The organism is Methylocaldum sp. RMAD-M (genome assembly GCF_017832375.1).
In the GTDB taxonomy this organism is placed as follows: domain Bacteria; phylum Pseudomonadota; class Gammaproteobacteria; order Methylococcales; family Methylococcaceae; genus Methylocaldum.
Window position 1 is genome coordinate 41339 of record NZ_JAFIBZ010000023.1, and the last position, 12480, is coordinate 53818.

Genomic DNA, 12480 nt, shown 5'->3' on the forward strand with positions numbered 1-12480 from the left:
CCGCCAAAACAACGCCCCGTGTCCTTGCCGTTCGCTTCGGTGGGTTACGGTGCGCGCCTGAATCGGTGAGTTACAGTGAGTAAAGAAAACAATGCCAGTATTACCCGTCATTCCGGCAGGGAGTGCCGGAATCCAGAGGCCAAGGATGGCCTGCCCTCTACGTCCTTGTAACCTGGACCCCGGCAGTCCCAATCGCAAACGGGCCTTTAGTCGGCCCCTTCCATGCCGGGGTGACGATGTGGTTTGACTTTCGTTACGAACAGTAAGTACAGGTTGTCGGGGCGCACCTAACCCACCCTACCATGGGCTGATAGAGTACTCCCGTATCGCGCCGCATGGTCGGCGGCACAAATACGCCGGAATACGCTGCGGTAGGTCAACTCTCCGCCGAATATCCCACGATGCGGCCGCTATCCAGGCGGATCAAGCGTTCGCAGCGGGAAGCCAGGGTTTCGTCGTGGGTGACCAGAACCAGCGTGGTGCCTTTCTCGCGGTTCAGCTCGAACAGCAATTCGATAACGGTCCGGCCGGTATTGCTGTCCAGATTGCCGGTAGGCTCGTCTGCGAACAGAATTTTCGGTTCGGTGACGAAAGCCCGCGCCAGCGCGACGCGCTGCTGTTCGCCCCCCGAGAGCTGCCGCGGATAATGCTTGAACCGGTGGCTCAGGCCGACCCGTTCGAGCATGGCAAGGCTGCGGAGCCGGGCCTCGTCGCCGGCACCGGCCAGTTCCATGGGGAGCATGACGTTCTCCAGTGCGGTCAGATTGGGAAGAAGCTGGAACGACTGGAATACGAAACCGACATACTCGCTGCGGAGCCGCGCCCGGCCGTCTTCGTCCATATCGGTGAGGCAGGATCCCGCGAGCCAGATGCGGCCCGAAGAAGGTAGATCGAGGCCGGCCAGAAGGCCGAGCAAGGTCGATTTGCCCGATCCCGAAGCGCCGACGATGGCCAAGGTTTCTCTCGGTTTGATCGAGAGGTCGACTGCTGTCAATATATCTAGCCGACCGTCCGCCGTCGTGACGTGTTTGCCGAGATTCTCCGTTCGAATGACGAATTCCGCGTCGATATCCTCCAACGCACCGATCTGCTCCTGTGTCATGCGAAAACTGTTGTTATCCTTCATTTTCCTCGTGTTGCCGGGATTGTGTCAGGCAAAAACCGTTCTTGTTCTCGGCGATAGTATCAGTGCCGGGTATGGTTTGGAAAAGATAGACCACGGCTGGGTGGCTATGTTGCAGGAGGCGGCGCGGCCGCTTGGCGCCGAGGTCGTGAACGCCAGTATTTCCGGCGAGACGAGCGCCGGCGGCCTTGCCCGGATCGACGAGCTTCTTCGTCGGCACCGGCCGACCGTGGTGATACTCGAACTCGGCGCCAACGACGGTTTGCGCGGGCTTTCGCCCAAGCAGCTGGAAGCCAACCTGAGCGAAATGACCGTCCGCTCCAAGGCCGCCGGTGCCGAGGTATTGCTGCTCGGCATGAAGATACCGCCGAACTATGGCAAGCGTTACGCCGACCTTTTTCGGAATGTCTTCCACCGGGTCACCGAGACCCACGATACGGCGTTCGTGCCGTTTCTTCTGGAAGGCGTCGGCGGTCAAGACCATTTGATGCAGGCGGACGGCCTGCATCCCAATCGCGAGGCTCAGGCGATCCTGTTTCGCCAGGTTTGGGACAAGCTGGAGCCGATGCTCGCCCGTTAAGCTCTGAATTTGCGACCGTCTGCGGTCTCTACGCGACGGTCCTCCATACGTGATCCAATAAGGTTCGTTTTCTTTATCACCGACATGATTACATCGTTAGAAGCATTCATCGCCAAAATCAAGCAATGCCAGCCGGTCGCCTTCAAAGAAAGCATCGACGTCATCGGGCAATATTACGATTATCGGCCAACCCGCTTTACCAACGGTCTGGCTGATAACCGGGTGGTCAACGAACCGGGGAGCAACGAAGGTTCCTGCAAGATTTTCTATTTCGGCCGGCTGCACGGGTTATCCGAGAAAGAGACTCTGGCGCTGTTCGGCGAGCATTACGTCGAAGTGCTGTCGAACCCGAACGGCGAAAGCCACAAGAACATCAGAACCTTCATGCAGTGCGGATGGTCTGGAATCACCTTCGACGGCGAAGCTTTGGTTCGAAGATCGCCGGATCGCAGTGCGTGATGAGAGGGGACGAAAGCGGGGTCCCCACCGGCGCGCTTTTCACCACGGCGTAGTGGTATGGATCGGGAAGCCGCCTCGTACGCCCGAAATGTAGAACTTATAGGATGGGCTGAGTGTGCGAAGTCCATCGTTCGCGATCGATGCCTGTCCTGAGCCCGGTCGAAGGGCCTGTCCTGAGCCGAGCCGAAGGGCGCCTCGTTCCTCAGCAAATCCTATGAACTTTCCGCCACGGTACGGCGGAGCGGGCTGGAAAGCCGTTCCCGGCCAAGAAAAGTGTAGGCCGGAATAAGTCGTAGGTCAGCAATCGTTTGCCGACGATCGTGCTCGATGCCATTGATGGATCTGGGAGGGAGGCGACCGCCCGATATCGGCGTGCGCCTCGGCGGCGGTCGTTGTCCTGCGGCCGTATCCGGTCGTCTAGTTTCATCGAATAAATTGTTGTTTAATCCGAACGCTTTGCCCGCAAACGCTGTCAAAAGCCCGTTTTCCCTAGATTTTTTCCGGAAATTCCGGTGCCATACCGAAACATCGTTGGAGAGTTTTATGCTGATTTTTTTCAAGAGCCTAGTGGCCCTCTCGATATTGATTTTTATCGTCGGGCTGATCAAACCGAAATGGATTCTATTCTGGATGAAGCAACCGGATCGTCTGATAGCCACCTCGGTGGGCTTGCTGCTGTTCATGGCGTCGTGGACCGGGATCGCCAAGCTGACCTTGAAGCCGAAGGCTCCTCAGGCGGTACAGCATTCGGAGCGGTCTGTCGACGAGCAGAATACTTTGCAGTTGGGGCGTTGAGGGTTCGGCAGCTGTTATCGTGCCGTGCCGTTATCGTTTCTCGCCCTCCTTTGCAGCCAAATAGCTTACTGCGGCTTCCGCCACGGAATGGTTACTCGGTCTGATCAGTTTATTAATCAGGCCCGTAAATACCCTCCCGGTATTTACGGGCCGCCGCCCAGGCCGGTACACGCTTAGGCTTGGGCTCGCGCGGCTTGTCGCCGCGCTGATCCGAGGCTATGGTGCCGGAGGTAAGTCCGCGACCTGGCCCCGTTTACCACCGCATTCGTTGCAGACCAGCACGGTGAAGTATGTTGGCGGCGATTTCTTCCACCGACATGGTCGAAGTATCTAAGTAAGGAATTCCCGCTGCTTGGAACAGCCCGTCCGCAGCGCGGATTTCATTTCGACATTGTTCGAGAGAGGCGTAGCGGCTTCCGGGTCTTCGTTCTTCTCTGAGCTGATGTAGGCGTTCCGGATTCATGGTCAGACCGAACAGCCGCTCGCGGTGCTTCCGTAGATTGGATGGCAGCCCGGAAAGATTCAGGTCCTCCTCGGTCAAGGGATAGTTGGCGGCCTTGATGCCGTAGTGCAGGGCGAGAAACAGGCTGGCCGGGGTTTTTCCCGAGCGTGAAACCCCGACGAGAATGATGTCGGCTTTGTCGTAAGCGTCGACGCCGATGCCATCGTCGCAATCGATGGCAAATCTCAGAGCTTCCACGCGCCCCCGGCCCAGAGCCGCATTGCCCAAGCCGTGGGCCCGTCCGATCGCTTGGGCGGACGGCTGTCCGAGCGCCGTTTCCATGCGATCGAGAAAGGCTTCGAAAAGATCGAATACCACGGCTTCGCTGCGTTCCAATATTTGACGAAGATGATCGTCGGTCAGCGTACTGAACACCAGCGGCGCTTGTCCGTCCCGGGCAAATGCGTCGGCGATGCGCCGGCACGTGTCTATCGCCTTGGCTTCGCAATCGACGAAAGGCTGGGTGACGCGTTCGAACGTGACGGTCTCGAACTGGCTCAAGAGACTCCGTCCGAAGGTCTCGGCGGTGATGGCCGTGTGATCGGATACGAAGAAGACGGTGCGTTTCATGCTTTTCTTACCATGCCGGGTGGATTCCCATAGAATACTGAATTCGAACGCAGGAAGCTTGTGAAAGGGCCGCGGCGCATCGCAAGCTCTCGGCAACTATTACGGGGTGTCCGATGAACGAATACGTGGTTTGGTTCGATGCTTTGGGAATGGACGATGTGGGGCGCGTAGGCGGCAAGAATGCCTCGCTCGGCGAAATGATCAGCCGGCTTTCCGAGGCGGGCGTCACGGTACCCGACGGTTTCGCCACCACGGCCGAAGCGTATCGGGATTTTCTCGCTCAGAACGGCCTCGACCGACGCATCTGGGCGGAACTGGACCGGCTCGACGTTGATAACGTCACGGCGCTGGCGCGCGCGGGCGACACCATCCGCCAGTGGATCATGAACACACCTTTTACCCCCGAACTGGAAAAAGCCATCACGGAAGCTTACCGCCAACTGGCCGGCGAGTCCCCGAAGGAGTTTTCCGTGGCCGTGCGCTCCTCTGCCACGGCGGAAGATCTTCCGACGGCGTCGTTCGCCGGGCAGCAGGAAACCTACCTCAACGTGCAAGGCCTGGACGGCGTGCTCCGGGCGGTCAAGCAGGTTTTTGCCTCGCTTTTCAACGACCGGGCCATCGCCTATCGCGTGCACCAAGGCTTCGAGCACCGCAAGGTATTATTGTCCGCCGGCGTGCAGCGGATGGTGCGCAGCGATCTCGCCGCGAGCGGCGTGATTTTCACCCTGGATACCGAATCGGGTTTCCGCGATGCCGTTTTCGTGACTTCGAGCTATGGCCTCGGCGAAATGGTGGTGCAGGGCGCGGTCGATCCTGACGAGTTCTACGTCTACAAGCCGTCTCTCGCGGCCGGAAAATCGGCAGTGCTGCGCCGCAGCCTCGGCAAGAAAGCCGTCAAGATGATTTACGACCCCGCCAAATCCGTGGTCACCGTCGACACGCGCGAAGAGGACCGGCAGCGGTTTTCCGTCACCGATCAGGAAGCGGAAGAGTTGGCGCGGCTCTCGGTGCGCATCGAACAGCATTACAAGAGGCCCATGGACATCGAATGGGCCAAGGACGGACTCGACGGCCGCCTCTATATTCTCCAGGCCCGGCCGGAGACGGTGCAAAGCCGCGTCACGCGCGAGATGGAGCGCTATCGGCTCAAGCAGAAGGGTAAGGTGCTGGCCGAAGGCCGCAGCGTTGGGCACCGCATCGGCAATGGGCTCGCCAAAGTCATCGCCAGCGTGTCGCAGATGGATCTGGTGCAGCCGGGCGACGTGCTGGTGACCGACATGACCGATCCCGATTGGGAGCCGATCATGAAAAGAGCCAGCGCCATCGTCACCAATCGCGGCGGGCGGACCTGCCACGCGGCGATCATCGCCCGCGAGCTCGGCATTCCCGCGGTCGTCGGCTGCGGCGACGCCACCCGCAAGATCCAGCGCGATACCATGGTCACCGTCTCTTGCGCCGAAGGCGATACCGGTTACATCTATCAGGGCGAACTGCCCTACGAAGTCAGCAAGGTCAACTTGGACGAGATGCCCAAGCTGCCGGTCAAGCTCATGATGAACGTGGCCAACCCGGAGCGCGCTTTCGCCTTTTCCGCGCTGCCGAACGACGGCGTCGGCCTGGCCCGGCTCGAATTCGTCATCGCGCGGACCATCGGTGTTCATCCGAAAGCCTTGCTCGAATACGAGCGCCAGCCGGCCGAGTTGCAGCAGGCGATCCGCGAGCGCATCGCCGGTTATCGCGATCCGGTGAGTTTTTATGTCGACAAGCTGGCCGAAGGCATCGCCATGATCGCCGCCGCCTTCGCGCCCAAGCCCGTGATCGTCAGGACCTCGGACTTCAAGACCAACGAGTACGCCAATCTTCTGGGCGGTAAAGCCTACGAGCCGAACGAAGAAAATCCCATGATCGGTTTCCGCGGCGCCTCGCGTTATGTGGACGACTCATTCCGTGACTGCTTCGAGCTGGAATGCCGCGCCTTGAAAAAGGTGCGCGAGGACATGGGGCTGGAGAACGTCTGGGTCATGATTCCCTTCGTGCGCACTTTGGACGAGGCGCGCGGAGTCGCCGAGCTGCTCCAGCGCTTCGGCTTGCCGCGCGGGGTGAACGGGCTCAAATGGATCATGATGTGCGAAATTCCCTCGAATCCCTTGCTGGCCGACGAGTTCCTGCAAATCTTCGACGGCTTCTCCATCGGTTCCAACGATCTGACCCAGCTCACCCTGGGCATAGACCGCGACTCCGGGCTGGTCGCGGGGGGCTTCGACGAGCGTAACCCGGCGGTCAAGGCGCTCATCCGCCAGGCCATTCAGGCCTGCCGCAAGCATGGCAAGTACATCGGAATCTGCGGACAGGGGCCGTCCGATCATCCCGACCTCGCTCGCTGGCTGCTGGACGAAGGCATCGAGAGCTTGTCCCTCAACCCGGACACCGTGGTCGAGACCTGGATGTTTTTGGCCGGGAATAACGTCGGTTGAGTATCGAGGAGGCTGACAACCGCCGGATTTTCAATTAAAATGCCGCGTTTTCGGAGAGATGGCCGAGTGGTCGAAGGCGCACGACTGGAAATCGTGTATACGGCAAAACCGTATCGAGGGTTCGAATCCCTCTCTCTCCGCCAATCATAGAAACCGAAGGCGTTCGGTGAAATCCGGAAAACCCGCGAGTCACAAGGCTTGGCGGGTTTTTTGTTGTCCGGAGACGTTCGGCAGGGAACGCTTGAACCAAATCGCTTGTCATGCGAGGCCGTCACCCCGACACTCCCCCCAAATTGGCCAGTGAAGCCCCTAAGGAGCCGCCGATAAACGGTGCCAACATAGCGATTACCTGGGGTAATTGACGCATGGGTTCCCGCGATATACCGAAAGTCTGGAGATAACTCCACAGTTCCTGATGTTCGGATGTGGGAAAGTTTCGATTGAACTCGCGCTTGGCGCGCGCGTACAAGGCCAAAGTGCAGGGGATATACAAGGCGATGACCATCAGGGAAAAAACCGCACCCCAGTACATGCTCAAAGTCAGCGACCAATTGACGAATTCCTCGGTCAGTTTTCCCTGCCCCAAGAAGACCACCGGCCACCGCAGCCAGGCGAGCATATGCAAGACGCCGATCAACAGCATCGCAGAACCCAAATTGACCGCGTTTTTTAGGTGGCTAAAACGCGCTTCGATAAAATGCAGGACTTCATCCGGAGGCAGTTCCTCGAACGGAGCCATGGAACTGCTTCCGGCCAGAATGATCGCGAAAGGCACCACGGTCGCGATCAGATTGACCACGCTTACTAGTCCGAGAATAACTCCGAGCTGCAAGGGTGAAAAATAGCCTGACGCCTCAAGTACCCCGTAGGTCAGTCGAAAAATCGCGGTTACACCATTTTCGCGGAGAGTACCAAAAACGAAGTAGGCGACGGACAGGATTCCGAGGAGACCTATGATTGCACCGAAATACCTGAAGCATTGACGACTCAGGTTGAGGCGAATCGTATGAATGCTGACGATCATCACGGCAACTGCAATGGCGTAATAGACAATTACAGCCGTCAGCCACACCGTTCGCGCACGTAGCTCGGACAATTCCATAACGATGCCGCGGTCGAACGCTGAAATCTGACGGGCCAACTTGCCGGGGATCGTCGACAGTCCGAACCCGCCCAATTCGAATACTACGATAGCCGTCAGCAAAACCCCGACCGGGGCAAAGGCGAAAAGAAGACATCCGAACTCCTGCTTCGTCGCAGCATCGGGAAGAAAAAAACGCTTTCTCATGGCTTTGGCCCCCAGCCGATGTCCTTCTCCGCCAGGAACGCACCGGGTAATGACGGTCGTGGCAGAACGACGATCGTTTAGATGTGAAATTTACATTGTACGAGTCTGTCAGGCGGTCGATTCCTTCGCCCACGGTCGGTCGCCGCAAATAGCCCCGACCCGCCGACCATGACGTGTAGCCTATTTCGGGAAGCTCGGATAGAGCGACGCCGAATTCAGGGAGCTTGCCGCCCTACGCGTCCAGCATTCCAATATATTTCAGCCGGTTGATTTCCGCAGATGATGGGAGATTTTCGACAAACGGTCCAGGGGGCGGTCTCTACCTGATCCGAGTGTTTGAGCTCTTGGTCTATTACTCGAAGAGTCGCTATTTCGGTGCTGCACGGTTTCCATTAGCTAATCCGTTTGCCGACCCGTTAACGTCGGGAAAGGATTCCCGACCTACAATAGCCTAAGGCGCTATACCACATCGGAAAATGCACTAGCGTGGCGCGTGTGCCGCCATGGGCAGTATCTACAAGAACGGTTAAAGCAGCTCCCGAATGACCGGATAATCCGAGTAAAGCCGCTGGCGAAAGGTTTCGATCGCGGCCTCGCTTCGCTCGGTGCGCGGGATGTTTACCGGAATGTCGCCAATCACCGAAGCCGGACGCGACGACAGGAATATCAGCCGATCCGCCAGTTCGATCGCTTCGCGCAAGTCGTGGGTGACGAACAGGACCGTGTGCGGACGCTCTTGCCAAAGTGCCACGACCAGTTCGCGGACACGGCGGGCCGTGGGCGGATCGAGCGATACGAACGGTTCGTCCATGAGCAAGAGATCCGGATTGACGGCGAAGGCCCGCACCAGGGCCACACGGCGGCTCATGCCCAGCGAGAGCCGTTCCGGGTATACATCCTGCGCGTTGGCGAGTCCGACTACGTCGAAAAGATGATCGATATAGGCGGGATCGGCCTCTTTGGGAAGGGCCAGCTCGATGTTTTCCCGCACCGTCCGCCACGGAATGAGGCGCGGATTTTGAAAGACATAACCGATGTGCGGTTTTCCGGTTTCGGTTCCGATTCGGACCGTGCCTTCATAATCCCGGTCCAGTCCGGCTGCTATATTTAGTAGCGTAGTTTTGCCGCAGCCCGATGGGCCGACGAGACAGGCGAATTCGCCGGATCCGAGTATGATGGACAGATCCTGGAGTATAGCGGGTGCTCCCGTTTCTCCTTTGGGCCGATAGGTTTTTCTGACTATCTCGATTTGAACCGCGGTCATCGGCGCCACCGTTGGGCATGGCGATCGAGAGGCTTGAGGAGGCCGATCTCGATCAGTTGAATTACGACGACGAAGGCGATGGTGTAGGCGAGGATGGCGGAGACGTTGAACATCTGGAAGAACAGGTGCAGTTGAAAACCCATGCCGTTGCTGCGTCCGAGCAATTCCACGACCAGAATGATCTTCCAAATCAGCGCGAGCCCGGTCCGCGAGGCGGCGATGAAGAACGGGTACAACTGCGGCCAGACGATGTGGCGCAGCGTTTTGTACCGGCCGAACCGATACGCTTCGGCCATCTCCAGGAGATCTCGGTCCAGCGTCCGTGCGCCTTCCCGCACGGTCACGACGACATTGGGCAGCTTATTGATGACCACGGCGGCGATGGCGGCGCTCTCGACCAGCCCGAACCAGACGTAACACAGGATGATGATCACCAGAGCCGGAATGTTCAGAAAAAACACGAGCCAACTGTCGAAAAAACGATCCAGTTTTTCGTGCCGGCCCAGCAGGATACCCAAGGCAGTCCCCATACTCATGGCCAAGACGAAACTGACGGCCAGCCGCGCCAGCGTCACGCCGAGATGGTAGGGCAGCGCTCCGGAGCGGACTTCGGACAGAAGCACTTCGGATACCTCCAAGGGAGACGGCAACAGCGGCGTTCCAAAGGCGATTGCCGCGGCTTGCCAAAAGGCGACCAGCGCCGCGATCGAGGTTATCGGGTAGAAAAAAGCGGCGCGCATGTCGGAAATAGCGGCAAATGGACGTGAGAAACGACTGATTACAACTGACGTGTTATTTTAAGGGTTCGGCGGTGTCAGTGGTAAACAATCCGCCTTCTTTGAGGAAAATTAGAGTTTTTTCGAAAACGATTGCGGAACCATGACCGAAACAACATCCGATTCCGAAGTATCCGATCTCCGCAACGATCACATCAGCTATCGGCTCAAGCTGCGCCGCATCGCCATCGATACCTATCGGGAAAATGTCGCCTATCTCCACCGGGAGTGTTCGGTTTACCGTGCGGAAGGCTTCCAGGCGCTCGCCAAGATCGTGGTCTATTGCAACAACGAGCGAATCGAAGCCGTACTGAATGTGGTGGACGACGACCAGATCGTCAATCCCGACGAACTGGGCCTTTCCGAGCAAGCCTTCAGTCAACTGTGCGCGGAGGAGGGGCACGACGTTCGGGTCGCGCAGGCGGAACCGCCCGCATCCATGGATGCGGTTCGGCGCAAGATCGGCGGAGAGCGGCTGAGTTACGACGATTACATTTCCATCACCCGCGACATCGCGAATCGCCGTTATTCGAAAATGGAAATGGCGGCCTTTCTGGTGGCGACCGGACAAAACGGACTGGATCGGGATGAAGTGCTTCTTTTGACCAAGGCCATGCTGTCGACCGGAAGCCGGATCGACTGGAACGAGCCTTTGGTGGCCGATAAGCATTGCATCGGCGGCATTCCCGGCAACCGGACATCCATGCTGGTCGTGCCCATAGTGGCGGCGCACGGCACCTTGATTCCGAAAACCTCGAGCCGTGCCATCACGTCGCCGGCCGGTACGGCGGATACCATGGAGGTCTTGGCGCGAGTCGATCTCTTGCCGGAGACCTTGGACAAGTTGGTTCGAATCGAGCGAGGCTGCCTGGTCTGGGGTGGAACGACGCGCCTGGCGCCTGTGGACGACATGCTGATTTCGGTTGAGCGCCCGCTGGGCATCGATTCGCAAGGCCAGATGGTGGCTTCGATTTTGTCCAAGAAGCTCGCGGCCGGCGCGACGCATCTGTTGCTGGATATCCCGGTCGGGCCGACAGCCAAAGTTCGGCACATGCGCGATGCGATGCAATTGCGAAAACTTTTCGAGTACGTCGGCGACCGCTTGGGACTTTATTTGGAGGTCATGATCACCGACGGCCGGCAACCGGTCGGCCACGGTATCGGGCCGGTTCTGGAGGTGCGCGACGTGATGCAGGTGCTGGAGAACGACCCGCGTGCTCCGACCGATTTAAGGGAAAAGTCCCTGCGATTGGCCGGGCGTATTATCGAATTCGACCCGGATGTGCGCGGCGGTCAGGGATATGCCATCGCTCGGGAAATTTTGGAGTCGGGGCGAGCCTTGGAAAAGATGAACCGTATTGTTGTGGCACAAGGTGTGCAAGAACAAAAATTCGAGCTGGGCAAGCTAACGTATGAAGTCTGCGCCGAACGCGCGGGGTCGGTGACTCATATCGACAACTTTTTTCTCGCTCGTATCGCGCGACTGGCCGGAGCGCCGATGTCGAAAGGGGCTGGCGTCGACGTGCTGAAGAAGCTGGGAGACAAGGTGGAAAAAGGCGAAGCGCTGTACCGGATTCATGCCGAGTTTCCGTCGAATTACGATTTCGCTTGCGATTTCGTCCGTCAGCGTACGGGGTACGAGTTGGGCGAGTTCGATAAAATACCTAAAGGTTACGTGGAATTTTGACCATGATTTTAGGATTCTCCGATTCTCGCGTTCAGGCCATGGCAGTGGTGGAGGCTCTGGATGCCCGATACGGCGAGGTCGGCATCCACCGTTTTCCGGACGGGGAAAGCAAGGTGACCTTGCCGGAGATAAAGGACGAGCATGTCGTCGTATTTCGCAGTCTCCAGGATCCCAACGACAAATTGGTCGAGCTGCTCCTGGTCGCTCGCGCTCTGCGGAACCAAGGCGTCAACAGACTGTCTTTGATAGCGCCCTATTTATGTTATATGCGGCAGGATTGTGCCTTTCAACCGGGTGAGATCGTCAGTCAAAAAATAATCGGGGAGTTTCTTGCCGGCTTGTTTGATGATGTCGTGACCGTCGATCCTCATTTGCACCGTATCAGCCGGCTCGAAGAGGCGGTTCCGGCGAGAAATCCGATTGTCGTACCGGCGGCTCCGCTGTTCGCGCGTTATCTCGCGAACCGGTCAGACAAGCCGTTGCTGGTGGGGCCGGATGCCGAATCGGAACAATGGGTAAGCGCCATCGCGAAAGGCTGCGGGCTTCCTTTTGTCGTCGCTTTCAAGCAACGTTTCGGTGACAGGGCAGTGTCGGTCGAGACGACTGATTTTCAGGTGAGGGGGCGAAGCGTAGTCCTGGTTGACGACGTGGCCAGCACCGGCACGACCTTGACCGAAGCCGTTGCCAAGCTGCGCGCACTGGGGGCCGAGAAGGTCGATGTGCTGGTGACTCACCCGTTATTCGTCGAGAATGCCGTCGATAAGCTGCGACGTAGCGGTGTTTCCGAGATCGGCAGCAGCGACAGTATTCTTCACTCCACGAATGTCGTGTTTTTGGCCCCGATCCTGGCGGAAACCTTAAGAAACGCACTCGACTACAATCGGAATTCCAGCTAAGACTCCATGCTGATCTTCTTTAATATTCTGCGAAGGATATCGCTCAGGAAGCTGATTCTTGTCGGT

Annotated in this window: 11 protein-coding genes and 1 tRNA gene; 7 read left to right on the plus strand and 5 right to left on the minus strand. The window is 58.2% G+C overall.

Going from position 1 to position 12480, the window contains the following annotated elements:
• Positions 1-376: 376 nt before the first annotated feature.
• On the minus strand, positions 377-1102 hold the full coding sequence (locus JOD69_RS18265; protein ID WP_077729303.1) for an ABC transporter ATP-binding protein: 726 nt from the start codon (positions 1100-1102) through the stop codon (positions 377-379).
• On the opposite strand from JOD69_RS18265, the gene JOD69_RS18270 reads away from it, so the two are divergent.
• The 3 genes from JOD69_RS18270 (at position 1101) to JOD69_RS18280 (ending at position 2957) form a co-directional block, all read left to right on the plus strand.
• Positions 1101-1703, plus strand: a complete 603-nt coding sequence (locus JOD69_RS18270; RefSeq protein WP_086133107.1) for an arylesterase — start codon at positions 1101-1103, stop codon at positions 1701-1703. The two genes, JOD69_RS18265 and JOD69_RS18270, sit on opposite strands and share 2 nt — an antisense overlap.
• 84 nt (positions 1704-1787) lie before the next feature.
• Entirely contained in the window at positions 1788-2162 is a 375-nt protein-coding gene (locus JOD69_RS18275; RefSeq protein ID WP_086133108.1) for a HopJ type III effector protein, read from the plus strand.
• Between the two features lie 543 nt (positions 2163-2705).
• Entirely contained in the window at positions 2706-2957 is a 252-nt protein-coding gene (locus JOD69_RS18280) for a hypothetical protein (protein ID WP_077729306.1), read from the plus strand.
• 253 nt (positions 2958-3210) lie between these two features.
• Here the strand turns inward: JOD69_RS18280 and JOD69_RS18285 are convergent, their stop codons facing one another.
• Positions 3211-4029, minus strand: a complete 819-nt coding sequence (locus JOD69_RS18285) for a pyruvate, water dikinase regulatory protein (protein ID WP_077729308.1) — start codon at positions 4027-4029, stop codon at positions 3211-3213.
• Positions 4030-4142: 113 nt separating this feature from the next.
• Here JOD69_RS18285 and ppsA point away from each other — a divergent pair, with 113 nt between their 5' ends.
• Positions 4143-6503 carry a phosphoenolpyruvate synthase gene (gene ppsA, locus JOD69_RS18290; protein ID WP_086133109.1) on the plus strand — a complete coding sequence of 787 codons (2361 nt, stop codon included), beginning with the start codon at positions 4143-4145 and terminating at the stop codon, positions 6501-6503.
• 52 nt (positions 6504-6555) lie between these two features.
• Positions 6556-6646, plus strand: a tRNA-Ser gene (locus tag JOD69_RS18295).
• Positions 6647-6774: 128 nt separating this feature from the next.
• Here the strand turns inward: JOD69_RS18295 and JOD69_RS18300 are convergent.
• From JOD69_RS18300 to JOD69_RS18310, 3 genes are all read right to left on the minus strand, one after another.
• Complete coding sequence (locus JOD69_RS18300; RefSeq protein WP_210024137.1) at positions 6775-7791, minus strand: hypothetical protein; 1017 nt, start codon at positions 7789-7791, stop codon at positions 6775-6777.
• Positions 7792-8317: 526 nt separating this feature from the next.
• Complete coding sequence (locus JOD69_RS18305; protein ID WP_086133111.1) at positions 8318-9055, minus strand: ABC transporter ATP-binding protein; 738 nt, start codon at positions 9053-9055, stop codon at positions 8318-8320.
• Positions 9052-9795: an ABC transporter permease gene (locus tag JOD69_RS18310; protein ID WP_077729313.1), complete on the minus strand. Its 744-nt coding sequence runs from the start codon at positions 9793-9795 to the stop codon at positions 9052-9054. The genes JOD69_RS18305 and JOD69_RS18310 overlap by 4 nt, the downstream gene beginning before the upstream one ends.
• 139 nt (positions 9796-9934) lie before the next feature.
• Between JOD69_RS18310 and JOD69_RS18315 the strand changes: the two genes are divergently transcribed.
• A complete protein-coding gene (locus JOD69_RS18315) occupies positions 9935-11518 on the plus strand; it encodes a thymidine phosphorylase family protein (RefSeq protein WP_086133112.1) in 1584 nt (527 codons plus the stop codon).
• 2 nt (positions 11519-11520) lie between these two features.
• Positions 11521-12414: a ribose-phosphate diphosphokinase gene (locus JOD69_RS18320; protein WP_210024138.1), complete on the plus strand. Its 894-nt coding sequence runs from the start codon at positions 11521-11523 to the stop codon at positions 12412-12414.
• The last annotated feature ends 66 nt before the right edge of the window (positions 12415-12480 follow it).